The sequence below is a fragment of the Devosia sp. FJ2-5-3 genome, from assembly GCF_029201545.1.
GTDB lineage: Bacteria > Pseudomonadota > Alphaproteobacteria > Rhizobiales > Devosiaceae > Devosia.
Genome location: NZ_CP104007.1, coordinates 2,416,744 through 2,440,691 on the forward strand (window position 1 = coordinate 2,416,744; position 23,948 = coordinate 2,440,691).

At 59.2% G+C, this 23,948-nt stretch carries 27 protein-coding genes; 7 read left to right on the forward strand and 20 right to left on the reverse strand.

The features are described from left to right. Positions 1 to 13: 13 nt before the first annotated feature. The 5 genes from N0P34_RS11690 to N0P34_RS11710 form a co-directional block, all read right to left on the reverse strand. Positions 14 to 1,135 carry a sugar ABC transporter substrate-binding protein gene (locus N0P34_RS11690; RefSeq protein ID WP_275606970.1) on the reverse strand — a complete coding sequence of 374 codons (1,122 nt, stop codon included), beginning with the start codon at positions 1,133 to 1,135 and terminating at the stop codon, positions 14 to 16. Between the two features lie 304 nt (positions 1,136 to 1,439). Then, positions 1,440 to 2,501: an ACR3 family arsenite efflux transporter gene (gene arsB, locus N0P34_RS11695; RefSeq protein WP_275603419.1), complete on the reverse strand. Its 1,062-nt coding sequence runs from the start codon at positions 2,499 to 2,501 to the stop codon at positions 1,440 to 1,442. A gap of 3 nt (positions 2,502 to 2,504) precedes the next feature. Then, entirely contained in the window at positions 2,505 to 2,909 is a 405-nt protein-coding gene (locus N0P34_RS11700; protein ID WP_275606971.1) for an OsmC family protein, read from the reverse strand. Next, the gene (locus N0P34_RS11705) at positions 2,909 to 3,439 is read right to left on the reverse strand and encodes an arsenate reductase ArsC (protein WP_275603420.1); all 531 of its coding nucleotides are present in this window, start codon (positions 3,437 to 3,439) and stop codon (positions 2,909 to 2,911) included. The genes N0P34_RS11700 and N0P34_RS11705 overlap by 1 nt, the downstream gene beginning before the upstream one ends. Then, the gene (locus tag N0P34_RS11710) at positions 3,429 to 3,791 is read right to left on the reverse strand and encodes a metalloregulator ArsR/SmtB family transcription factor (RefSeq protein ID WP_275603421.1); all 363 of its coding nucleotides are present in this window, start codon (positions 3,789 to 3,791) and stop codon (positions 3,429 to 3,431) included. The genes N0P34_RS11705 and N0P34_RS11710 overlap by 11 nt, the downstream gene beginning before the upstream one ends. Positions 3,792 to 4,042: 251 nt before the next feature. Between N0P34_RS11710 and N0P34_RS11715 the strand changes: the two genes are divergently transcribed. From N0P34_RS11715 to N0P34_RS11725, 3 genes are all read left to right on the forward strand, one after another. Further along, the gene (locus N0P34_RS11715; protein WP_275606972.1) at positions 4,043 to 4,702 is read left to right on the forward strand and encodes an ABC transporter ATP-binding protein; all 660 of its coding nucleotides are present in this window, start codon (positions 4,043 to 4,045) and stop codon (positions 4,700 to 4,702) included. A gap of 3 nt (positions 4,703 to 4,705) precedes the next feature. Next, positions 4,706 to 6,247 (forward strand): ABC transporter permease, encoded by a 1,542-nt coding sequence (locus N0P34_RS11720; protein WP_275603422.1) that lies wholly within the window; start codon positions 4,706 to 4,708, stop codon positions 6,245 to 6,247. A 79-nt stretch (positions 6,248 to 6,326) separates the two neighbouring features. Continuing rightward, positions 6,327 to 7,127, forward strand: coding sequence for an HAD-IC family P-type ATPase (locus N0P34_RS11725; RefSeq protein WP_275603423.1), 801 nt, complete (start codon positions 6,327 to 6,329; stop codon positions 7,125 to 7,127). A gap of 162 nt (positions 7,128 to 7,289) precedes the next feature. Here the strand turns inward: N0P34_RS11725 and N0P34_RS11730 are convergent, their stop codons facing one another. After that, positions 7,290 to 8,117: a DUF6544 family protein gene (locus N0P34_RS11730; protein ID WP_275603424.1), complete on the reverse strand. Its 828-nt coding sequence runs from the start codon at positions 8,115 to 8,117 to the stop codon at positions 7,290 to 7,292. Positions 8,118 to 8,344: 227 nt separating this feature from the next. Here N0P34_RS11730 and N0P34_RS11735 point away from each other — a divergent pair, with 227 nt between their 5' ends. Beyond that, complete coding sequence (locus N0P34_RS11735) at positions 8,345 to 8,785, forward strand: ion channel (RefSeq protein ID WP_275603425.1); 441 nt, start codon at positions 8,345 to 8,347, stop codon at positions 8,783 to 8,785. A 56-nt stretch (positions 8,786 to 8,841) separates the two neighbouring features. Here N0P34_RS11735 and N0P34_RS11740 read toward each other — a convergent pair whose 3' ends face one another. Then, complete coding sequence (locus N0P34_RS11740; protein WP_275603426.1) at positions 8,842 to 9,354, reverse strand: GNAT family N-acetyltransferase; 513 nt, start codon at positions 9,352 to 9,354, stop codon at positions 8,842 to 8,844. 324 nt (positions 9,355 to 9,678) lie between these two features. On the opposite strand from N0P34_RS11740, the gene N0P34_RS11745 reads away from it, so the two are divergent. From N0P34_RS11745 to N0P34_RS11755, 3 genes are all read left to right on the forward strand, one after another. Beyond that, the gene (locus N0P34_RS11745) at positions 9,679 to 10,827 is read left to right on the forward strand and encodes a hypothetical protein (protein ID WP_275603427.1); all 1,149 of its coding nucleotides are present in this window, start codon (positions 9,679 to 9,681) and stop codon (positions 10,825 to 10,827) included. A gap of 55 nt (positions 10,828 to 10,882) precedes the next feature. Beyond that, a complete protein-coding gene (locus N0P34_RS11750) occupies positions 10,883 to 11,884 on the forward strand; it encodes a zinc-dependent alcohol dehydrogenase family protein (RefSeq protein WP_275606973.1) in 1,002 nt (333 codons plus the stop codon). Between the two features lie 276 nt (positions 11,885 to 12,160). Continuing rightward, a complete protein-coding gene (locus N0P34_RS11755; protein ID WP_275603428.1) occupies positions 12,161 to 12,499 on the forward strand; it encodes a DUF5335 family protein in 339 nt (112 codons plus the stop codon). Between the two features lie 154 nt (positions 12,500 to 12,653). Here N0P34_RS11755 and N0P34_RS11760 read toward each other — a convergent pair whose 3' ends face one another. The 13 genes from N0P34_RS11760 to N0P34_RS11820 all read right to left on the reverse strand — a co-directional run bounded on the left by N0P34_RS11760 (position 12,654) and on the right by N0P34_RS11820 (position 23,939). Then, a complete protein-coding gene (locus tag N0P34_RS11760) occupies positions 12,654 to 12,791 on the reverse strand; it encodes a hypothetical protein (RefSeq protein WP_275603429.1) in 138 nt (45 codons plus the stop codon). 555 nt (positions 12,792 to 13,346) lie between these two features. Next, positions 13,347 to 14,027 carry a DUF1236 domain-containing protein gene (locus tag N0P34_RS11765; RefSeq protein WP_275603430.1) on the reverse strand — a complete coding sequence of 227 codons (681 nt, stop codon included), beginning with the start codon at positions 14,025 to 14,027 and terminating at the stop codon, positions 13,347 to 13,349. Between the two features lie 57 nt (positions 14,028 to 14,084). Beyond that, on the reverse strand, positions 14,085 to 14,294 hold the full coding sequence (locus N0P34_RS11770; protein ID WP_275603431.1) for a hypothetical protein: 210 nt from the start codon (positions 14,292 to 14,294) through the stop codon (positions 14,085 to 14,087). 124 nt (positions 14,295 to 14,418) lie between these two features. Next, on the reverse strand, positions 14,419 to 15,756 hold the full coding sequence (locus N0P34_RS11775) for a HAMP domain-containing sensor histidine kinase (protein WP_275603432.1): 1,338 nt from the start codon (positions 15,754 to 15,756) through the stop codon (positions 14,419 to 14,421). Continuing rightward, the gene (locus tag N0P34_RS11780) at positions 15,753 to 16,415 is read right to left on the reverse strand and encodes a response regulator transcription factor (protein WP_275603433.1); all 663 of its coding nucleotides are present in this window, start codon (positions 16,413 to 16,415) and stop codon (positions 15,753 to 15,755) included. Before N0P34_RS11780 ends, N0P34_RS11775 begins: the two co-directional genes overlap by 4 nt. Continuing rightward, complete coding sequence (locus N0P34_RS11785; protein WP_275603434.1) at positions 16,412 to 17,029, reverse strand: hypothetical protein; 618 nt, start codon at positions 17,027 to 17,029, stop codon at positions 16,412 to 16,414. Before N0P34_RS11785 ends, N0P34_RS11780 begins: the two co-directional genes overlap by 4 nt. Before the next feature lie 198 nt (positions 17,030 to 17,227). Beyond that, positions 17,228 to 17,386: a hypothetical protein gene (locus N0P34_RS11790; protein ID WP_275603435.1), complete on the reverse strand. Its 159-nt coding sequence runs from the start codon at positions 17,384 to 17,386 to the stop codon at positions 17,228 to 17,230. Between the two features lie 12 nt (positions 17,387 to 17,398). Continuing rightward, positions 17,399 to 17,557, reverse strand: a complete 159-nt coding sequence (locus N0P34_RS11795; protein WP_275603436.1) for a DUF3309 family protein — start codon at positions 17,555 to 17,557, stop codon at positions 17,399 to 17,401. 57 nt (positions 17,558 to 17,614) lie between these two features. Then, positions 17,615 to 18,160 (reverse strand): DUF1236 domain-containing protein, encoded by a 546-nt coding sequence (locus N0P34_RS11800; protein ID WP_275603437.1) that lies wholly within the window; start codon positions 18,158 to 18,160, stop codon positions 17,615 to 17,617. A gap of 671 nt (positions 18,161 to 18,831) precedes the next feature. Further along, on the reverse strand, positions 18,832 to 19,854 hold the full coding sequence (locus N0P34_RS11805; protein ID WP_275603438.1) for an aminoglycoside phosphotransferase family protein: 1,023 nt from the start codon (positions 19,852 to 19,854) through the stop codon (positions 18,832 to 18,834). An 11-nt stretch (positions 19,855 to 19,865) separates the two neighbouring features. Beyond that, positions 19,866 to 20,207, reverse strand: a complete 342-nt coding sequence (locus N0P34_RS11810; RefSeq protein ID WP_275603439.1) for a hypothetical protein — start codon at positions 20,205 to 20,207, stop codon at positions 19,866 to 19,868. A gap of 150 nt (positions 20,208 to 20,357) precedes the next feature. Next, positions 20,358 to 21,143 carry a hypothetical protein gene (locus N0P34_RS11815; protein WP_275603440.1) on the reverse strand — a complete coding sequence of 262 codons (786 nt, stop codon included), beginning with the start codon at positions 21,141 to 21,143 and terminating at the stop codon, positions 20,358 to 20,360. Positions 21,144 to 21,647: 504 nt separating this feature from the next. Continuing rightward, positions 21,648 to 23,939 (reverse strand): EAL domain-containing protein, encoded by a 2,292-nt coding sequence (locus tag N0P34_RS11820; protein WP_275603441.1) that lies wholly within the window; start codon positions 23,937 to 23,939, stop codon positions 21,648 to 21,650. Between the last annotated feature and the right edge of the window lie 9 nt (positions 23,940 to 23,948).

Below are 23,948 nucleotides of genomic sequence, written 5' to 3' on the forward strand. Positions count from 1 at the left end.
ATCAAGTTCGCCACTACTGGTTCACTTCCGACTGGCCCATGATTTCCTGCGCGGTGAAATTGATGCCGCAGGTGGGGAAGGAGTTGCCGACGAAGAAATTGTCGGATTGGTCGGAATAGAAGTTCTCGCCGTCCTTGAAATCGGGATCTTGCACGATGGCCAGCGGCAGTTTGACTGACTGCGGGATGACTTTTCCCTGCAAAGCGTCGATTGCGGTCTTGATAGCCACGGCTACTTGGGCCGGACCGGTACCGGCAGACGAGCATTTGAGCCCCTCGGCTGAATGGGCAGCGCAGAACTTTCGGAAGCCATTCTCCGTTTCCCCGCCAAAGGGAACGAATGGATGGTTAGCGTCGATCATGGCCTGCACCACGCCGGTGTCTCCGCCCTGGGCCGTGATCCCATCGAAACCCCCTTGGACAGCAATGGCGTCGGCGGTGGCCTTCTGGGCGGTGCCATCGTCCCACTTGCCGACCACCTCCACGACCTCCCAGGGTTTGCCGGAGGCATCGAAGGTCTCGTGAATGCCGTTGTGGCGATCCGTATCAACCGACGTACCGGCGACACCACGCACTTCAAGCACCTTTCCGCCTTCGGGCAGGTGCTTGATCAGCCAATTCGCCCACAATACGCCCAGACCCTTCTGGTCGACATTGACGTTGATGGCGTCGGTAGTGTCGAGGATGTTATCGAAGGCCACAAGTATGACGCCGGCCTCCTTGGCGCGCTTGATGACGGGGGCAAAAGCCTGCGGATTCTGCGCGTTGACGACAACGGCGTCATAGCCACTATCGATGAAGTTATTGATCGCCGAGATCTGTGCCGCCACATCCTCGCCAGTGGACACCACCTTGAACTCACTCAGCTGCGCGGCAACTTCGGGTTGAGCCGCGTAGGCCTTGGCCGTCTGGATCATCTGAATGCGCCATGTATTGGCAATGTAGCCATTGGCGAGCGCTATGCGGAATGGCCCCTCCTTGGCCGGATATTGGAAGAACTGGGTGTCCTCCGCCCAGGGCACATGACATTCCTGGTCGCTGGCGGGCCCGTCCACTATCGCCGGCTCGGCTAGAGCGACAGTGCTGATTGCCGTTGAGACGACGAGCGCGGCCGCAGAGCCACCGGCAAGTTTCATCAGTCTAGACAAAGTCATCGGTTTCCTCCCAAGGATCATTAGTAAGAGATCAGTTGGGCCGCTGCGGTAACCAGTACTTTTGGGCTATCAACCCTCCACTTGCCGCCGGTCCGGAAACCAAGGCTAGGCGCCAAGTTCGAGCGCTGTCAAAGCACCTTTCGATGGAACGATCTAGCTTCCAGTAAGGTGTATTAGCGATCTGGCGAGATGTATGGAGACGCTCCGTGCCGCAGATCCATGTTTGCACGGGCATCGGAAGATTTCTGGACGCGTTCGCGAAAGATATTCTGAGGACCGAGCTCGGTCATGACGCCGCGCTTGTCTCTGTGTTGCTCTTGACGGCAGCGCCGCGTTCATACCAACCCTTTGATCGGTTCACGATCCAGACCACCGAGAGCATGACCGGCACTTCCACCAACACGCCGACAACCGTCGCCAGGGCGGCGCCGGAATTGAAACCAAACAGGGCGATGGCGGCAGCGACTGCCAATTCGAAGAAGTTCGAGGCGCCGATCAAGGCAGACGGTCCGGCGACACAATGCTGTTCGCCAGTGGCACGGTTGAGGATATAAGCGAGGCCTGAGTTAAAATAGACCTGGATGAGGATCGGCACGGCCAGGAGCAAGATGATGGTCGGTTGGGCAACGATCTGCTCCCCCTGGAAGCCGAACAGCATCACCAGCGTCATGAGCAGGGCCGCAATCGAAATCGGCTGCAGGACGGCCAGCGCCCGGTTCATGCCGGCGATACCGCTGCTGGCCAGCAACCATTGGCGATAGATCTGGGCCGCAATGACTGGCACGACGATGTAAAGGCCGACCGATAACAGCAGCGTGTCCCATGGGACGGTGATGGCCGACAGGCCGAGAAGCAGGCCCACTATGGGTGCGAAGGCGACTACCATGATAGTGTCGTTAAGCGCGACCTGGCTCAGGGTGAAATGCGGCTCGCCCTTCACCAGGTTCGACCAGACGAACACCATAGCCGTGCATGGCGCCGCTGCGAGGATGATGAGGCCGGCAATATAGCTGTCGATCTGAATTTCGGGCAGCAATGGTCGGAACAGAAAGCCGATAAAGAGCCAGCCCAGCAGCGCCATGGAGAAGGGCTTGATCGCCCAGTTGATAAAGACGGTGACGCCGATACCACGCCAATAGGCGCCGACCTGGCGCAAGCTCAGGAAGTCGATGCGCACCAGCATGGGGATGATCATCAGCCAGATCAGCACCGCCATCGGTATATTGACCTGAGCATATTCAAGGGCAGCAAGGCTTTGGAAAAGGTACGGAAAGAACTGGCCCGCGGCAATGCCCAAGACAATGCAGATCGCGACCCAAAGGGTCAGGTAGCGCTCGAAGATGGACATGGGTCAGGCCTTGCGGATCAATTTGCCGCTCAGACCAGCAGCCTCGGCGACGGTATTGAAGATTGTGCCGTATTTGCGCACATTGGTATGCAGAAGTTCCAGCCTCTGGTCGGACTCGTCACTGTCGACGGTCAGAATGTAATCGACCGAGATGATGCGCGGCGGCGCGTCCTGCCGCGTCGCATGCAGGCTCACTTCCACCCCGCGAAGATCGAATTTCAGCATCGGCGTAACCCGTTCGATGCCCTTGAGCATGCAGGCAGCGATCGATGCGAGGAATAATTCGGCGGGGTTGAAAGCGTCCGCGCGTCCGGCGAGCGCCGTGTCGATCACCAGTTCTGCCTGTTTGCAGGTGGCGACGCTGCCATTCGCGTCGATCCGCCTTGCCTGAACCTTGTATTCGAGCATCATGCCACTCCCTTGCGCGATCCGGTGGAGCCATCCAGGGCACCGATCCCTTGCAGCTTTGAAGCGAGCGCCATCCGGTCGATGGTCTCCAGTGGCAGGCTCATGAACGCCGCGATGCGATTGCGCAAATAGCGCAGCGCGTCGTCGAACGCGGCCTCCTTCTCGAAGTCGGGTCCCTCAACTGCAGCAGGGTCCTCAATCCCCCAGTGTGCCGTTACGGGTTGGCCGGGCCAGACCGGGCAGGTCTCGCCAGCGGCGTTGTCACAAACGGTGAATACGAAATCCATTTTCGGCGCTTCCGGCGCGGCGAACTCGTCCCATGCCTTTGAGCGTAGACCTTCGATGGAAATGCCTGCCCGGCGCAGAGTGTCGAGGGTCAGGGGGTGAACTTCCCCCTTTGGGGTGGAGCCAGCAGAGAAGCCCCGGAAGCGGTCACCGCCAACATGATTGATGACCGCTTCCCCCAGAATCGATCGGGCGGAGTTGCCGGTGCAGAGGAAGAGGACATTGTATACGCGGTCAGCAGACATTCTTTCCCTCCGAAGGGGTGGTGCAGCATGGCGTGAACTCCGCGACGAGCGGCTCACAGAGTTCCGGACGAGCCCCGCAGCAGTCCTGGACGAGGAAACTGGCAATCTCCCGAACCCGGTCGACCACCGCCCGGTAGACGATGGAGCGACTGTGACGCTCGGATTCGATCAACCCGGCGCGCACAAGAATCGCCAGGTGCGAGGACATCGTGTTTTGCGGCACCTCCAGGCGGCGCGCGATCTCCCCGGCGGCAACCCCCTCGGGTTCGTGCTCCATCAGGAGACGAAAGGTGTCCAGACGCGTTGGCTGAGACAGGGCTGCAAAGACGTCGATTGCTTCTTTTGATTCCATATATCGAGTAATACAGATATAATTTGTCTGGCGTCAATGTCCCCTCCAGCGGCGCTGTAGCGCCCCACACCGCGTCCAAAATCTTGACGACGGTCAAATCCCGTTGGGCGCGCTGCCGCAAGATGCGCAGCATGAGCGAAAATCAAGCCGCCGACACCGCGAAAGAAAAGTCTGCTGAACGCCCTCAACCGCGGTCAACAACCGGGCGGGGACCGGTGCTGCGCACAAGCGGGCTCTCCAAGGTTTACAAGATGGGCCAGGTAGAGGTTCTGGCCCTCCAATCCGTCGACTTTGTCGCTGAAGCAGGCGAGTTCGATGTCATTCTCGGCCCCTCCGGGTCAGGAAAATCGACATTCCTCAATCTGGTGGGCGGACTGGACACCGCCAGTTCTGGGGAAGTGTGGTTCCAGGATCATCAGCTCACCAACGCCAATGAGGCGGCCCTGACCAAATATCGGCGCGAGCATGTTGGCTTCGTGTTTCAATTCTACAACCTCGTGCCGAGCCTCACGGCCAAGGAGAACGTGAAGCTCGTTACGGAGATTGCCCCTGACCCTATGTCGCCTGAAGAGGCCTTGGAATTGGTCGGCCTGAAAGACAGGATGAACCACTTCCCCGCCCAATTATCTGGCGGAGAGCAGCAGCGCGTCGCGATTGCCCGTGCAATCGCTAAACGACCAGACCTGCTGCTTTGCGACGAACCGACCGGTGCCCTGGATTCAAAGACCGGGGTCGTGGTCCTGGAGGCGTTGGTCAAGGTGAATGCCGAGTTTGGCACGACCACCCTCGTCATCACGCACAACGTGGCCATCAGAGGCATCGCGCACAGGGTGATCAATTTCGCCAACGGGCGCATCATCTCAGTGGAACGCAACGAAACGCGCACGCTAACTTCTGCGGTGAGCTGGTGACCTATGAGTGTTCTGCACCTCAAACTGTTGCGGGAGTTGGTTCGGCTGTGGGCACAGGCTTTGGCGATCGCCATGGTGATCGCCGCTGGGGTAGCCACTCTGATTATCGGTGTCGGCACCTATCAGTCTCTCGACCGTACGCGTGCCGTTTACTACGAGAGAAACGACTTTGCGGACATATTTGCCAATGCCACAAGAGCTCCCCAATCCCTGCTCGCCGAGATCCGCGCAATCGATGGCGTGCTGACCGTAGACGGTCGCATCACGGAACTCGCCCCGGCAAGCGTTGAAGGAATTGACGAGCCGGTCTCTGTCCTCCTCATCTCCCTCCCAGCCGGGCCCCAGCCCCTCAACCGCCTCTATATGCGCAGTGGCCGTCTTCCCGAGCTGGGACATGAAGCCGTGGTGAGCGAAAGCTTTGCCGACGCTCGAGGTCTCGAACTCTGGTCGCAGTTCTCGGTCATCATGAACGGCGACCTGCGCCAGATTTCGATTGTCGGTATCGCCCTTTCGCCCGACTACATCTACGCGATGATGCCGGGAGAGGTGATGCCAAGTGAAGGCAGGTTCGGAGTGCTCTGGCTCCCTGAGGCGTCTCTGGCATCGATGTACGATCTGCAGGCGGCCTTCAATACCCTCTCGATCAAGCTGATGCCGGGCGCTTCCAGTGCCAGCGTCAGATCCGAGGTCGATCGCATACTCGCTCCATTTGGCGGGATAGGATCCTACGATCGCTCACAACAAGTCTCCCACGCTTACCTTGATGCCGAGCTCACTCAACTACGGGGCATGAGCATAGTGCTGCCCCCTGTGTTCCTCCTAGTGGCCGCCTTCCTCGTCAACATGACGCTTGCGCGATTGATTGCGCTCGAACGGGAGCAAATCGGTCTGCTGAAAGCTCTTGGCTATTCGTCATGGGCGATAGCCATCCACTACGTTCAATTCGTCATGCTAATCGCGCTGGTCGGCACATCCATAGGCTTCGCGTTTGGAACCTGGGCCGGTAATGGCATGACCGAGCTCTATGCCCGATACTACAGCTTTCCCGTTCTGATTTTCAGTCGCGATCCCATGCTCTATGTGATCGCCACGTGCGTCACGGTGGGATCGGCGGTGACAGGAGCAATGCAAGCGGTTCGACGCGCCGCCTGGCTTCCTCCGGCTGTGGCAATGCTCCCCCCTGCACCGCCGACTTATCGGCAGCTGCTTGGCAACCGGGGCCACTGGCGCTCAAGCTTACCCCAGCTGTGGACCATCGTTGCACGGCACCTTCTGCACTGGCCATGGAGAACGTTTGGTGGAATTGCGGGTATGGCAGCAGCATGCGCCATCCTCGTCGGCTCGCTATGGTCGATCGGCGCGATGAATTTCATGGTCGACTATACGTTCAACCGGACTGAACGCCAGGATGCGATGGCTAAGTGCCTTGGGGGTGAGCGCGTCGGGTCTCAGCACTCCCGAAGCCCAAAGCCGTCTTGGTCGTTCATTGCCACTCATAAGCAACCAGAGTGCCGCTGCCCTGCGGATCTTTGCGGGCCAGTTTAGCTCGCCCCTGGTTATTATCCTCGTGGCCGCAGCCTTGCTTTCCTTCGGGCTCGGTCAGGCCAGTGAGGCGAGCATAATCATGCTCATCATCCTGGCCAGCTGCGGGCTCGGATTTGCCCAGGAATATCGCGCCTCTCGAATTGTGGCCGCACTGACGGCGCGACTCGCCGTCAAGGCGAGCGTGCTGCGCGATGGCATCTTGAGGGACATCGATCTCTTGAAAGTGGTTGAGGGCGACGTCTTCCAGCTCCAGGCGGGAAGCCTCGTCCCGGCCGACGCTGTGGTTCTGCATGGAAGAGATTTGATGGCGGAGGAGGCAGCCCTCACGGGAGAATCCTTCCCGGTAGCGAAAGCGCCGGCGGTCCCGCATCAAGCGCTGACTGAATCCAATTTCGTCCACGTGGGAACCTCGATCCGCAGCGGATCCGGTCGCGCTCTCGCCCTGCATGTCGGCGCCTCTACCCAATATGGTCAAATTGAACGCTCTTCCCTTCAAGTACAGCCCGTAACGGCCTTCGCTGTTGGTGTCCGCCGCTTCGGCATGATGCTGACGCGCGTCATGCTGGTGATCGTTAGCCTGGTATTGGCGATGAACGTCATTCTCGGACGACCGGTTCTGGACTCGCTGCTGTTCGCTGCGGCGCTGGCCGTTGGACTGACGCCGGAGTTGCTGCCGGCAGTTGTCACCGTGACCCAGGCGAGCGGGGCCCGGCGCCTCGCCCAAGCCGGCGTACTCGTCAAACAGTTGGTGGCAATAGAGAACTTGGGCGCCATGGAAGTCCTTTGTACGGACAAGACCGGCACCTTGACCGAGGGAGACGTTCGCCTGGATCGCGCCCTTGATTGCTTTTGGCGGCAATCTTTGCAGTCGCTGGTATAGCCCTCGCTATTCCGTATGTTCCCTGGGCCGGCGCGCTAGCACTGGAACCTCTTGGGCCTGTTCTCCTGTTCACAGTTGTGATCGTGGCGCTGTTCTATGGGCTCGCCTCAGAGTTCCTCAAACATTGGTTGAATTCGCTGCGCCTTGGGAAGGGCCGACGCTCTAGTCTTGTGAAACGGGCTCACACGAAATGAGCGTTCCGCGCCAATAGGTGAATGACCCTTCTGAAAGCATCCAGGCCACTTCCCCATAGGTCGGAATTCTATATGCGCCGATCGTTTCATACATGCCGTAGCTCCCGAACCAGCGCGTGGGGACCGTGCGCCCGTTACCTACCGACCTCGGTCGATCATCGGCCTGCATGCTCACGATGTTGCCTTCTCTGTCAAAACCAAATCGCACTGTCGCTGACCCCGTTCCCAATCGCCCCGTCACCTCGACCCGGCCGCCGCGAATTTCACGCCAGGACAATTCGGAATTGTTCAGGATCGCATCGGGATAAATTGGCAGCTCAGAAAGGTATCGCATGAGCTCTCCCTTGTCGAAATCGACGCCCCGACCGCGGGCAATTGGAAACGCCCCAAGAGCCTGCACCCCGAAGTGGCCGCGACCGTGTGTGTACGCGTCCACCGCCCTGACGGGGAGCCCGAACATGCGGCCCTCAGCAACCCAGACAAACCCAGAGGCCAAGGTTGACGTCCACTGCTCAGCCAGCAATTGGACTTCGGCGCCGCCGGGTTTCATGACGAGAACGGCGCTTTGTCGTGCACGAAACATGGCCGGCCCATCGATGCGCCCCCCTGCCCTTAGCGCGTAGTCTCGCACCAGCTGGGGCAGAAGCGGCTTGGCTGAGGTGGATGCGGGCGCTTCCGAGAGTTCCCTCACCAGGCGGCTGGTTGTGAAAGCCATTTGACGGCCCTGATTATTGAGGTAGATGACAGCGCCTGCAACGAACAAGGCGACAACTGCTAATGCAATCAGGGTCTGCACGGCGTCCTCCTTGTTCCGGCCGGAACAAGGATACCGCGCGCTCACTCTGAGATTGTTGACCGCGGTCAATCGGGACAGCCCCGGAACCGACAAGTGTAGCTTTGCAGCGTATGTAGAATTAGAGGACAAGGCCCCATGCCGATGTTGGCGCAGCCCGTCGATGCAATGCACCGCTCCTGCGTGCGGCACTCAGACCATTCTTCGCTGCCGACACTCGAGGACTGACGATGCCCACCATTTTCGGCACCATGGCAATCGGCACCTTACTCATCTGTACGACTGTGCTCATTCACATAGCAGGCCTGGTGGTCGTCACCCACGTCGTATCGCGCTTGCGCGTACGCTGGTCGCTCCATGGCTCGGGAGGACGTGTGGTTGCAATGGTGATGGTGGTCCTGGGTCTCTTTGCCATCGCTGCCACGGAGATCTGGCTCTGGACCTTCTTTTATCTTTTGCTTGGCGTCAGCCCGGACCTGGAAACCTCCCTCTATCTCTCCACCGTCACCTACTCGACGGTGGGATATGGGGACGTGGTTCCGGCCCGGGGATGGAGGCTTTTGGCGGCCCTCGAGGGTGTGGCAGGTTTTATGATGATTGGGTGGTCGACTGCCTATCTGGTGACTGCCAGCACGAGAGTCGGCCCTTTCCGACAAGGGGACCATTTTTGACAGGTGAAATTGCCCTGTCAGCCTTTGTCCGGAACGAATTTAGGAAGCTGACCCTCTCAGGCGATCGCCTTTTCGAGAACCGTCAGTGTGGAGTCGCCTGAATAGGGGCGGGATTTGAAGCCCATTTCCCGCTCCAGCCGGATCGCGGAGGCATTTGCCCGATCTTCGACACACTGCAGCGTCCTAATCCCGTTGGCTTCGGCAAAACGAATGACAAGGCCGAGCAATTCCCAACTGATGCCACGCCCCTTGTGGTCTTTTCGGATCGATACTGCGACCTCGCCTATGGACGTGACCGGGTCCCACCCCAGCATGGCAACAGCGATAATCGTGCTGGTGTCGCGTTCAAGCGCTATGAAACTCTCCTTTGTGTGATGGTCCACATTGATCATCTCATCGAGACGCTCCTGGCTGACGTGCTTGACGGTACTCAGGAACCGAAATCGGAGGTCTTCGGGTGTGACGTGCCGGAAGAACTCCGCAAGCGCCTCTCCATCGGCAGGCTGCACTTTTCGGACAGCAAATGTGTATCCTGTCCGCGTGGTAAGGTCGCTGCTCCAAGTGTTCACGGTTCGTCTCCCATCCGCACGATGCGACTACTAAAAACGTAACGACTGAGCGGATCCCTGAGTTTCACAAGGATCAACGACAGGCCAATCCCGGCCACCCACTGAACCACAAGCGCCTTGAGCCAAGAGGCGAGGATCCTTCCCGCGACGGGTAACACCCGGGCGTTGGGTCCCACTGCAATGCGGAAGATTTGACGGCGGTCAATCTGGTACCCCGCCACAGGTGCAGAGTCCTTCCACCTAGGCTTTCGCTGGCGGCACGCTTCATTACCGGCAGGGTCATACGGCACTCGGCGCGAGAAGGAGGTTGCAGTGAATAGGACAATGCTAACTCTGGCCATGTCTCTGTTGACCGCTTGCGCTGCTTTGGCCGACGAGGCGAAGCTCACCTTCGCAGGAGACACTTTTGCCGCGGGACAGTCGAGTTCGGCCGGAACAGAAGTGCAAAGAGACGCTTTCGTCGCGGGTTTTGATGTGAAGTTGGGTGGGAGCGTCGGCGGAGACGCTCATATGGCCGGCTTCAACGTCGATGCAAACAGCCCGGTCGGGGGAGATCTCTACGCCGCAGGGTTCAACGTCAAGGTGGCGCAACCTGTAGGCGGAGACCTCACCGCGATGGGAAACGACGTCACGGTTGAGTCTGGGGCGACAATTGGTGGCAATGCTCGTCTCAGTGGAGCACAGGTGACGGTCGCCGGGCAAATTACCGGCGCCGCCCTGATTGCGGCAGACACGCTAATGCTCAATACCCCGGTCCAGGGGGATTTCGAGTTCTTCGGAAAGAAGATTGAGTTCGGGCCAAAGGCACTTCTCGCCGGAACCGTCAGTGTCCACGCGCCCGCCCCCATCGATATACCCGCCTCGGTAGCAAGCGCAGATCGAATAAGGTTTGAAGCGCTCGAAACCACGGACTATGCCGGGGAAGCTGGCAAGACCGCCGAGCACGTTGTACGAGGTGTCTGGCCCGCCGTCTGGGCAGTCGGCGTCTGGTGGGCGTCGCTTGCCGTGGTTGGAACTCTGATCATAGCGCTCCTGCCCCGAGCAGCGTCCGCCTTGGAAAACAAGGCCAGAACGCGTTCCTGGGCGACGATAGGACTGGGCCTGGTCGGCTTTGCGGCCGTGTTGGGCATGGTACCCGCCGCTGCCTTTACGCTCATTGGCATAATTTTGTTGCCGGCGCTGATCGTCTGCGCAGCGGTCATGTGCATATTGGCCTATTTGGCTGGCGTTTACCTGGTTGGAGCGAGGACAAGCGCAGCCTTCATATCGCTCGATACAGTCTGGAAGCGGTTTGCCGTTTTGGTGGGATCCATCATTCTCGCGGGCCTCATTGGAATGCTGCCTGTGCTTGGCTGGTTGATCTCCCTGCTCCTGCTCATATTTGGGTTCGGTGTCGTGGTCAGAAGCCTCGCCGACAGAACCCGCGAACCCAGATCTCGCACAGCGCCATCTGTTACCAGCGTGGCAACATAGGCGCGTATCTGTACTGGCGACGAGGCTTCAGACGGAGCGGCATATGGTGGCGAAAATGCGCGCAATGCGTCTCCATTACATCGGGCGTCCCCTGACGCTGGATATTGTGCCCCGACCCGCTCCTCAACTCGGCGAGGTGCTTATTGCAGTCGAAGCCTGCGGTGTGTGCCGCACTGATCTGCACATTGCTGATGGAGAGCTCTCGAGCCACAGGCTGCCCCTCATTCCGGGACACGAGGTGGTCGGTCGCATCGTCGAGACGGCCTCCGATGTCTTGGCTTTCAGGCCAGGAGATCGCGTCGGGGTTCCGTGGCTTGCCTCAACCTGTGGTGATTGCCCATTCTGCATTGAGGAACGTGAGAACCTCTGTGACGCGCCAAAGTTCACCGGCTACGACGTCGATGGTGGATACGCGGAATATATGGTCGCACGCGCCGATTATTGTGTTCCGCTGCCCGGGGGCCAGGATCCTGCTAAAATGGCGCCCCTTCTCTGCGCAGGGCTGATTGGGTACCGCTCCTATCGCGCTGCTGGCGCCGGACAAACCCTCGGCATTATGGGCTTCGGGGCGGCTGCCCACATAATCGCGCAGCTGGCCGTAGCAGATGGCAGGCAAGTCTATGCGATGACCAGACCGGGCGATCTGGCCTCCCAGAAATTCGCTCGCGAGCTGGGCGTCACATGGAGTGGCGATACGGCGCAGACGCCCAACCGTCTTCTTGATGCTATCATCATCTTTGCCCCCGCTGGAGAATTGGTGCCCCGCGCGCTCCAATTGCTCCGCAAGGGCGGGCGGGTTGTCTGCGCGGGAATCCATATGTCGGATATTCCCGCGTTTCCCTACCGCGACCTCTGGAATGAAAAGCAGATCGTCTCCATTGCCAACCTGACCCGCGGCGATGCGCTAGAGTTTTTCGATCGAATGGAGGCGGCAGCGATCCAAACCAATATCCGACGGTACCCACTGGATGCAGCCAATCAGGCGCTTGCAGACCTCCGCACGGGAAGCATCCAGGGGGCTGCAGTGCTGTTGCCATCGCTTCAAACGCAATATTGATGACGCGCCAGCCCGCCCAGTGAGACAAGACCATCTCGTTGGCGGGGCTCACCTCCCCGCGGTCTCTTGTCACCTGTCCGGATCGTCAGCGGATTTGACGTCTGTCAAAAGGCAGGCTCGAAGAGGCGCTATTCTTCAGGTCGGCTGCCGAGGCGACCTGCTTCTGACCAATTCCGCCTAACACTGACTGGCGCGCCAAAGTCACGCCGGCAGGGGTGGCGGTGCCGCGGCACATACGAATATTGGCTAAAGACGCCACAAGGACTGGAGAGTGCTGTGACTACTCGGATATTGGCCCGAACGGAGTGGACTGCATATCTGGACCGGCTCTCGAAAGGGCTGAAGATGCAACAGGCCCAGATCGATGTGGTTGGATTGTCCATTGGCAGTCTCAAACTCGTAGACCAGTGGATCCCCTTCCTTGGCGTGGTCTACGATCACAAGAACGATCTCGTGGAGGTCGCCCTTGAAGGTCTCGATCACATAATCCACCACCCGACGGAGATTTCGGTGGTCGAGGGTGCTGGGGGTGTCGAAAGCATGCAAATCGTCGGAATGGATGGGATGCGCCAGATCGTGAAGCTGAAGCGACCTGCACGGTTGATCGCGCCCTGACGCCGAGAGCGCCCTTGTGCAGCAAGTCCGCAAGTCGCAGGCGTCCCTCGGAGGCAAGATGCCGTTTGACAATCGCACGGGCGCCGGCTCGCGCTTGGGTCGCGCGCTTGATGCTTATCTGAGCCGTCAGGCAGCTGGCGCTGATAGCGGGTGATCACCAGGCCCGCGACAGATCCCGCCGCTTCAGCGTTACGTCAAACAGGAAGCGCAATGCCGAGACCGCACTGTTGATCGTGAAACGCTGGAGGTGACGGACATAATCGTGCCGGGTGTGGATGCCCAGGCCGCGCATCAGCATGTCCTGTTGCATGGGTTGGCGGAGCGGCGTGGCGGGAGCGGGGGTCGGCGACGTCCATCGGGAGTTCCTGTCGTTGAGAGAAACTCCATGGTCCGACTGCGACCTCGCAGCTCAAAGGCTTAAACGATCAACATGAACCTCTCGCGCTCCCCTCCCGCGCATCGGGTTCGTGCACGGGGTCAAGAACGGACGGGCTGTAACGCGCCCCATTTCCGCCGTTCGGACCGCATTTTTGATTTCCCGAAACCTGCCAGTCCGCTTTTGGCGGCTATACCGTCAACAATGGACACGCAGCGCGAGACTGTTTAAAAAGCTCAAAAATGAGTATCCATAACGGTTCGCTCTACCTACCTATGGCACTGGCGGCCATGCCGTCTAAGCCCATTATCTCCGCAGCAACGTCAGCCCCTCAACCTCCACGCTCACGCAGCATCCAGCCGCTCCCGTGGGGCTCGGTGCCAACAGCCAACGAGCTGCGACCCTCTCGATCGCAGCTCGGCTCAGCTTGGCTAGAAGTATTGGCCGGCCCGAAGGCCGACCTTGACGCGGTCAGCGCACCACGTAGACGATGCGGCGGGAGCTTGGGTCGACCAGCGCCGCCTGGCCATTTATGTAAACATACCGGTAGTCGTAGTCGGGAATTGCCTGAAGCGTAACCGTGTCCGGAACACCGGCGCCCACCACGACTTCGCCGTCGAGATAGACCGGATCGAGCGGATTGGATGTGACGTAGGTGCGGGCCACTTCCGGCGGATCAATGACAGCACCGGCGGTCGCGCCGCCTGTGGCACCAATCACCCCGCCAATCGCGGCGCCGACCGGACCACCGATCAGAGCGCCGGCCACGGCGCCGCCGACGGTGCCGGCAACTGCCCCGCCTGCTGCAGCGTCGCTGGCTTCATAGGTGACCGTGGCGACGCCGACATCGGGATAGCGATCAGTGAGGACGATGGCCTGACCGGAAAGATCGGCGGTCAAATAATCCGAATAGGACCAGCCGACAACCCCGTCATAATTGACGCGGCACCACTTGCTCCCCTGCAGGCACCCCTCAACCATAGTTGAACCGCCGGCCGCGATGAAGCCGACCGAAGGGAAATGTGGCCCCGGCCCCGAGCGGATGTTGAGTTCGGCGGTCGCAGTGGCCGTGGTGGTCTGGGCCAGTGCAGCACCGGAGAAACCGGCCGAAGACAACGCGGCAAAGGCGATAAGAACAATCTGTTTTTTCATGGAAAGTCTCCTTGGGCGGCTCTGGAATATCCGGAGCGCGCCGATGATTGGGAGGGGTTACGGGCTTACGGTGACCTGAGGCAGGTCGACATTCACGGCGTCACCGTTGGTGGAGATGCCGCCATTGAAGAGCCAGATGAGAAAACCGACGATGAGGAGAGCGGCGATGATGCCGCCGATTAGGCCGGCCGGGCTATTGCCCTCACCCACAACGACAGTTTCGCTGCGAGCGGGGCGCTCTACGATGGTTTCGCGTTCGATGGGCATTTTTGCCTCCGTCTTGCTACGGAGGAAGAACGGCCAAGCGCCGGTATGGTTTCTTTAAGTCTTTGATTTTCTTATTATAATTTGATGATCGCGACTGTAATCTAAATGTCAGGAAGCTAACTCCTCAGACCTTCACCAGCGGGAGACGCAGCTCGACCAGGAGACCGCCGCGATCAGAACGCGCATAGGAAAGCGATCCGCCATTGAGCTCGGTGATTTCTGTGGCAATAGCCAGTCCTAGACCGGTGCCAGGAACCGCTTCGTCGAGGCGTGCACCACGAGTGCCAAGTTTCTTGATGAGCTCCGAGGCAATGCCAGGCCCGTCATCGCTGACGCGCAGGAGTACGAAGCCAAGGTCCTTGCGCCCCTGAACGACGATGGTGGTTGCGGCCCATTTGGACGCATTCTCCAGTGTGACGCCGACCAGTTCCATCAGGTCTTGGCGATGTATGTCGACTTCAAGATCATCGTCGAGTTCGACCTGCCAGAAAAGCTGCTCTCCACGTTCGGTCTTGCGCAACACGGCCAGAGTACGCAGGACGACGGTGTTGAGGGAGCTCCTTTCGTGGTGTTCGGCCGAGCGAGTGCGAAGAGACGCAAGGCGCATCTGATAGTCGACCCGGGCGGACATCTCCAAAGCCAAGTCGTCAAGCGCCTCGGCTTCCTGTTCCTCGCCTCGATCGCGTAACCGCATGGCGATGCCGTGCATCGCGGCCAAGGGCGTTTTGAGGCCATGGGCGAGGTCCGAAGCACGGCGCCTGCCACGCTCCGTTAGAGCTTCTCGGTCCGCTAGCAGCCCATTGACCTCCTCGACAAGGGGGTGGACCTCAATCGGGAAACGGCCCTCCAGGCGACTGACATCGCCGTTGCGTACCGCATCGACGGCGCTCCGCAAGCGGTGCAGTGGAAGGAGACCAAGCTGCAATTGGGCCCAGGCCGCACCTATAATGACGACCGCGAGCAGAGCGAATAGTTTGGCAATATCCCATCCATATTGCTCGCCGGCTTGATGAATTGGATCGTGATCTTGACCCACAATCACCCGAAACTGCCGCCCACCGATAGTGATCACGCGGCTGACCATAATGAGATGTAGTCCACCGGCACTGGCGTGATGGAAGGTTTCTCCGTCTGGTACGTGCGGCGTTTTCAGTTCCTGCTCGAAGAGTGAGCGGCTGCGTGCCAGTTCCGTGGTATCCAGCGCCTCGATCTGCCAGTACCGTCCACCAAGGGGCGTCTCGTAACGCGGGTCTGGAAGTGGCGCCCGAATGGTCGGCTCGGACATTCCCGGGTCGATAAGCGCCACGAGGCGCGAAAGCGCTGCGTCGAGATCCGCCTGCACCGTACGTTCCAGGTTTGTAACGAACAGTCCCTGAAGGACGAGGCCTGCTAACACCAGAGACCCAGCCACCATCAGGATAGCTAGCCCCATCAGGCGTAGGGCGAGAGAATTGCGCTTCAATAGCCGTCACCAAGACTATAGCCGAAGCCGCGGCGGGTCTTGACGACATCATGACGCAGACGCTTTCGCAGGCGTGCGACGAGGACTTCGACAGCGTTGGAGTCGCGCTCGAAGTCCTGTCGATAGATGTGCTCCGTAATCTCGAGCTGGGAAACGACACGGCCACGATTATGCAGCAAATAGGCCATGAGCCGGAACTCCTGAGGTGTCAGATCCATGGGAATACCATCCTCGGTAACCTGCATTTGGCGCATGTCGAGTTCGTACTTGCCAAAGGCGATGCGAGGAGTGGCTATTCCCTTGGACCTGCGGATCAAGGCACGAATTCTCGCTACTATTTCGAGGGCATGGAATGGCTTGACCACATAGTCATCGGCACCCGCCTCGATGCCTTCAACACGTTCTTCCCACTGCCCGCGAGCAGTCAAGATCAGAACGGGCATATCGCGCCCCTCGCGCCGCCAGCGCTTGAGTACTGTCAGCCCGTCCATTTGTGGCAGGCCCAAGTCGAGAATAATCGCGTCAAAATCTTCGCTGTTTGCACGAAACCATGCGGCTTCGCCTTCGCTCTCGCGATGCACCTCAAAGCCCGATCGGCCAAGCGTCAAAGTCAGCACATCTGCAATCCGGTCATCGTCCTCCGCCACGAGCACTTTCATGGCTCGGTCCCAATGAAGCGACCGGATTGGGCATAATAGTACTCGGTAGTGACTTGGCCGGTGTCGCGCAGTACCTTGATTGCGTAGACGAGAAAACCGCGGACGTTGAGAAGTTCGGCGTCGATCAACTTGCCAGTCGTTCGCGCTTGAAGGTCGGGCATCAGGCTGGTGAGGCTAACTGCTTGGCCGGCATTGACCGCGTCCCGCGCATGGTCCGGCGTATAGTGGACCGTTCCGTCGGGATCGACTCGCGTGCGTGCGGGCGCCTTGCCGCTACTAGAGCCCGAGCCTTTTCCATTGCCTTGACCGTTACCATTGCTCTGGCCGTCGCCATTGGCCTGCCCGTTGCCCTTACCCTGCCCTTCGCTGTGACCGGTGTTATTGTTCTGGCCGGCCGACTTACCACTACCATTGTTGTGGTTCTCATTCTGACCGTTCCCATTGCCTTGACCATTGACGCTGCCGTTATCTTGCCCATTCGCGTGGCCGTTGCCCGGCCCATTGCCGGTCCCATCAGACTGACTTTGACCATTGCCGTTCCCGTTCCCATTGTTCTGGGCGAGAACAGGCGAACTGGCGAGAAAAAGAGCGATAAAGAAAAGCACGAGCCGCATGAGGGAGATTTACCTCCTGTAAGCTGACAAAACGCTTACAGACTCCCTCAGGCAAGCGTCATCCAAATTGTGCCAAGGTGCTGTCGTTGGCACGAGTCCCATGCTGACTGCCGACATCCGGCAATCGAAGGCCGCCTTCCAGGATCGACCGCCCCCCAATCCGAGTTGGGGCGGCCTTCGGTGGTCGCGCCGTGACAATCAGAGTTCGCCCGTTGTGTCCGCGGCCGCATTCGTTCGGTGAAAAACGTTTGGCAGACGCTCGACGTCTTCTGACGATCCACCTGTGACAGCAATGAGCCCGGCAGCGGCGGCGCAAGCCATAATGACTATGGCCGCAAACAAGCTAATGACCAGCATGACAAATCTCCCCTAAAAGCGCCCCATAAGCACGAGAATGATCACCACGACCAGCACCAGGCCGAGAATGCCGGAGGGGAAGTAACCAAAGCCGCGCGAATAGCCCCAGGTCGGCAATGCGCCGATAAGGAGCAGGATCAGGATGATGATAAGAATGGTGCCCAAGCCCATTTGTACTCTCCTTGGTCAGATTGGAAGGCGGGCCCAGCGTCGGCCGGGCCGGTTCCGTTAGGCGTTGATGATCAGCACAATCTGCAGAGTATCCGGGTCGACGATAACAAGGCGACCATCATCGAGGATGAAGAACACAAAGCCTTCATAGTCGGGAACAATCTCGATCACGCGCACCGGAAGCGGCTTTAGGACCACAGTCTGCGGGACCGCCACGCCGATCGTCACGTCGAAATCGAGATCGGCGGCAACAACAGGCTCCGCTTGAACTTCAGTGACGACCGTGCGGATTTCGGTCTGCTGTTCCACTGTCAAGTCGATGCTAGCGCTCGCATTGGTGTCGGTGGTCGCATTGGCGGCCGGGGCATCGACGGTATTAGCAGCACCCTCCGTCGTGGTGGTGCTGGTGCCGGTTGTGGCTGAGCCATCGTTGCTGGTCGCGGCATTGGAGTCGGCGCTCGAGCCGCTGGCGGAGGCGTCGGTCGTCGTCTGGCTCGAAGCGCCGGCATTGGCATTGTTTGTGGATGTACTGTCCTGAGCCATGGCGACAGGTGCGCCAAGGGCGAGAACGAGGGCAAGTGCAGTGGAAAGCTTGTGAGTCATTGTTGTGCGCCCCCAGGGGGCCGCCTCCTCTTGTTTTGACCCAAGGAGAACCGCGACGCGAGCACATGGTTGCAGCTAATCCATTGTTTTTGTTATTACATTTGGCTTGTTGAGGCTGTCAGCAATTTGTCAGGTGGACATGCTCCTCAGGGCAAACACTACTCAGCCTATGACACAGGGATTGCCGCCAACCGTCGCTTTATGAGGCTCTATCTTTTCGACTGTCCGCCTGCGTAGACATTGCGAGGTGACTCGGTGTTGTAGCGCTTGGTATTGAGGAGGGGTTGCAGTGGATGTCGTGTGATTGCCATTGCAGTCGACATGACACTTTATACAGTCCTCGGGATCGCCATCGTCGTCTTTGGCAGACGTTTCCTACCAGCACTATGGAATCGAGCCTCCTTCACGGTCCCGGTGGTGATTGTTTTGGGTGCCCTCATACCCTGACCAGCTTTCCAAATTGGCTGGTGTTTCCGCGCTATTAGAGCGAGCGGCATACACACCTGAGGACAGCTACGACGGCTTTCGGGACAAGCCTTGGCTGTTCGCAATGGCGACAAAGGGGTCGTGAGCCGCCGATCAGGAACGCGCCCCACTTCAGTCATTGCCGCGGACTTAGCAATTGCCCGAAAGCGGACGCGGAATACCAAGGGAGACGGAGTCTCACCACGTCAGGGAGTAGGCCCAGCAAGCCGCCCCAAGGCGGCTCGAGCTGGCGGGGCCCATGTTGTCTTTCCGCCCTTTCGTCCGAGTGCTCCATTGTCACCAATGATTAGGCAGGTGAGCGCTTTGCCGACAGCCCAACCGCGAGCGCGGCGCAATGTGGCTTCGTCTAGATCGGACGAATAGCACTTGAGGAAATGGTTCATCGCTCCGTCCGGCAACAGTAGCCAAGCCGAGCCCAAGTCGCACGCCGGATCGCCAGCACACATGTCCCCGAAATCTATGATGCCGGAGAAGTTGCCGTCTTTGGTCAGGACATTTGCTGGGTGCAAATCCGCATGCAGCCAAACTGGTGGACCGTTCCACGCCGGAGCAGCGACGGCGTCCTCCCAGATCCCACGCAGCTTATCCACATTTGGGATCAGGTCGCGACCCGCTGCCTCGTTGAGAGAGTTCTGGAAGCCTGCCTGGATTGAGGCAAGGGGCCCACCTCGCCCATCACGGCTGATAGGCGCATCCTGTGGGGCCGGATGGTGGAGGGCCGCCAAGAACCGCGCCAAGGTGGTCGCGGCTTCGTCACCGAGCCACGCAGGCTCTCTGTCGGCGGGTTCTCCGTGGATCCAGGTGGTAACCATCCACGAGCGCGAGAAAAGCTCAGATGGCCTACCGAGCCGCTGCGGGACCGGGATGGGCAAAGGAAGGCGGGGCGCGAGGGAGGGCAGCAGCGCATATTCCTTGAGAAGCAGCTCTTCCGCGCTGTCGGTACACCACGGTAGCCTTACAGCGAGATCTTCCCCAAGCCTCCACATCTGATTGTCCCAGCCCAGTGCACCAAATGCCACTGGCAGTTCAGCTAGGTCAGGATGCTGCTCCTGCAGCAGCGCCACGATCAGCTTGCAATCAATTTCTGGTGTCACGGCAGACATCATCTTTGTTTGGAGAAGCTCGCCGTTAGTGCCCGGCGGCCGGACCAGATCAATAAATGAAGCTTGAAATATGGCTCGCCAACTGCGTGGCAGCGGCGGCGGCACGCAATGGCTACTTAATCTCGCAGCCGAGCGATGGGCCGATCAGCTTGCGCCCCACTCCGGTCGTTGAAACTGCTTCCCAGTATTCCTAAAAGCGGACAACCACCGGCGCCGTAGCGCTCAAGAATGTCAATCGGCACGACAATGTCATCATGAGAAAAGGCCGCGTAGAAATTAGGTCCCGAGTACTCCGCATTCACCAATTGCGGTGTCGTTTCCAACGCAGCTTCGATGTCCGGTAAGGAATTGACGACCAACCCATCTGGATGCAGCGACCGGGCAATGAGCGCGATGCCAAGCCCGACCAAAGTTCGGTCGATGCTCTGATGGCCGTGCGACGCATCCGGACGATGCACTTGCAGTCAAGATCGCTTCGGGCACGGTTCGAAGGCTGCGATCCCGGACCTTGGCAGGCCGTTCGTCATGAAATTCCAGTTCTAGCCGCTCGTGATCCCTGTGGGCCTGATCGTCACAGACGCGCGAGCCCCTATTTTACCTGCGAGGCCTCAAGCGGCCACGGTGTGTACCGGCAGAGCCTGGAGAGGCAGAGCCATTTCTTCGGTCAACGCCGCGACGAAACTGGCAACGAAAATTCCTTCTTGGTAGTCGCTTGTTACCGCGTTGCAGATTGGCTTAAGCAAGTTCACAAGCCGGGCTTCTCGAGCCTGCAGCCATTGATACTTTGCCCAACTGTAAGCCTCGGCGCTGGTGACATCGAGCCCCAAGAGCGATGAATTGTCAGGCAGGAACCGGCCATAGACGAAACTGACCTCACTTCCCATGAGATGCTCGTTGCCGGGCGCGAAAACGTCCCAGTTTTTTTGGGCAAAGCGAACTTTGTTTGAAGTGCAGCTGCCACCGCTCTTTTCTACGAGAGGTGCGGTCTCTGGCGTCAATTGATCAACATCTATAGTTCGCCCGCCGAGGAGACGCGCAATCGTATCTGCAGGTTCACCATGAATGTTGGCGAGAATTTTTTGCAGCTCGCGTCGGGCGAACTTTACTCGAGGGGAGCGAACCGAGTGATATGTCAAATGCATGTACCAGCGCTGAAGCACTGACCCAGCGAAGGTTTTGCCTTTTTCACCGGTATAGATGCCTACATAGTACAGCTCTCCCTTGCAGAAGACGCCATAGATACCCGGTCCCTGAAATTGCGCAGGCGATCCCTTCCACTGCGGCAGACGGTCAGCCTTCAAATTGGCGAATTCAGGAAGACCGTCGATGCGGCGCGCTGAATTCAACGTGAAGAGCTCGTTGGCTGCATAAGGTCTGGAAATCTCGAAATTCATTATTATTCCCCCGTGATTTAGAGGGGATAAAATCATGCTGGTGTTCCAAGCTGGAAAAGCTGCTCGCAACACTTTTACGAAAATGCAGTGTTTCGAAAAAGCACCGGAGGCCTCCGCCTCGCATAAAGCCAATTCCAGCTCGTCGCATTCGCAGTCTGATGCACTTGATTGCCGATTTAGGCTAGAACTTGCCTCCGCCCTGCTCAGGTCAAATGTGTCTCCCGATCATCAAGCGCGGAGGGTTGCTGCGGATCTGTTTTCTACAGACGTTCAATCGTAAGAAGGCGGACTCGCGCCCCTTTCCGGCCGCTCAGGCTGCCATCGCAGCTCCCCGAACGCTGCCGGTCTGATAACGGGTTAGCAGCGTCTCAAATGGGGTGGAATGCGGAATGGCAGCTTTGGTAAATAACCTTTGGTAAGCTGACGCTAGTCAGTCATCTACGCGATCGATCGGCACAAACAGTCGCGCCAGGGTGATGCAACATTTTCTGGTCGGGTCTTCGATCACGCAGCTGATTGCACGATCGAAGAAGCCGGTAAAGGACCGGGTCGGCTGAAGAGGTATCCCTGCACGGTGTCGCATCCTAGGTCGGCGAAAAAGGCAAACTCGGCTTCGCTCTCGACGCCCTCGACAACGATGGAAAGACCCAGCTTAGTGCCGAGCTCGGTGATGGTCGTCGCCATCTGCGCACCACGTGCGGTGGTGATCTGCCGGACAAACGACATGTCGATCTTCAGTTTATCCACCGGGAGCGACGCCAAATGGCTCAGCGACGAGTGGCCGGTGCCGAAATCGTCGATGGCGATTGATACGCCGAGTTCCCGAAGTGCGGCCAGGGCGTCGATGATGGAGCCCTCACCCCCTGCAATGGAGCTCTCGGTCACCTCGATATCGAGCATGTGCGCAGGAAATCCGGTTTCCACTAGTGCAGACTGCACCATGGCGACGATATCCGAACCCTCGAATTGCGCAGGCGCTACATTGACGGACAGCCGCCCATCCCAACCAATGGCCATAGCCCGCCGGCACGATTCGTGTAGCACCCAATTGCCTAGCCGAATGATCGTGCCATTGTCTTCGGCGAGCGGAATGAAGTCGGCTGGCGAGACACGCCCTAGCTCGGCGCTGTTCCAGCGCAACAGCGCCTCGGCCCCTGTCGTCTGGCGCGTCCGGGTGTCCACCTGAAGCTGGAAGGCGATGTCGAGCTCTTCCTTCTCAATAGCGCTGCGCAGGGCGATGTCGAGGGCGCGACGGTGCTGCATTTCAGCGTCGAACGCGGGCTGGTAAGCGCAGCCGTCGAGATCGCGGCCCACGGCCATGGCCAGCGCGGTCCGTGCGTCCTGCAGCGTTGCTTCCGCCGTCCGTCCGGCCCTTGCTCCGCTCAAACCATAGCGTACGGGCAGCACGACCAGGTGCCCGCCGACGTCGAAAGGCGCTTCGAGCTGGCTAAGATGGCCCCGCAGTTGATCCTCTACGACCGTCTCCGGGACAGCGATGGCAAATACGTAGCTTTCGATCCGCCCAATGGGCAAATCCGTTGCCGCCAGGAGACGGCGATAGAACAGGCTGACCACTTGGTCGGTCACTGCAAATCCGAGGCTGGCGCCTGTCGCCTCGACCTGCTCGAGACGCAGCAGCAAGGCCTTCATCTGCATGCCCGTTTTTGTAACCTCGGCGCACCAGGCGGACGGAGAAAGGGCGCCGGTCTGCTCGTCGTGATGGGCGAGATATTCGAGGCGCTGATGATATTGCCGAAGCTGCTGCCGGCGCACCGCGCGGTCCTCGAGGAGGCGGATAACCAGGATTCCTGCCACCAGGGCATGGAATAGGCTCGTGTCTATCTGAAGAGCATGCCGAGCAAAGAGCGTACCGGTCACCGCCTCGAGCGCGATCGAAGCGGCCACTGATACGCCCACCGCCCAACCAAGGTTCAGTCGGGGCAGCAAAAGACTACCGGACACAAAGAGGACAGCAAGTCCGGCTGCGGGCCAGAAACCAAGATCAACCAAGGCTCGATCCTGTCGCACGGTCTCGGCAGCTGCAATATGAACGATCGGCCCAGGAACGACGCCGAACCGCGGCACCAACAAAAGATCATGCAATTCGATGGCGCTGGCACCAATCACGACCTGGCGGTTGACGATCAGCCGTGGGTCCACCGAACCATCCAGCACCGCACTGGCCGGAACGCGAACGACGCGCGTGAGGTCGATCGAATAGTCGATATGGAGGCTCTCCGGAACGGTCTTGCCAAAGCTAAAATGTGCCGCAATTGATTTGAGGTCCTGTGATGCGTTTTGCCCAGGCAGGGACCAGACCATGCCGGCTTCCAAGCCATCGACATTGACCAGCGCGGCTTGAGTAAATTGGGCAAAAAGCGCGAGAGGGCGGCTCCAGACTTCGACGCCAGCCGCGCTCACCTGGCGAAAGGCGGCCAGATAGGCGTAGCCGCCCGCCCGCTCGAGACTGGCCGCAAAAGCAGCATCTTCGGTTGGGCTGCTTGTCGTACTGAAGTCGATGTCGAAGGCGACCTCATAGGCGCCCATGGCCATGAGTTGATCGAGAAGCCTGGCATGCAGCGAGCGCGGCCAAGGCCATATGCCAACTTCGGCGAGGCTCGCAGAATCGATATCAACGAAGATGACCTCGCCGCTGGGCAGCCGGTTAGCAGCCCCGAAGCGTAGCTCCCAGAGCTTGGCATCTGCTGGGATCCACGCCCCCAAAAAAGCTAAGGCCAGAAACAGAACCAGCAGACCAGTCGAAGCGAGCGCTCGCGAAACGGGATTTTGCAACACTGATCTCTC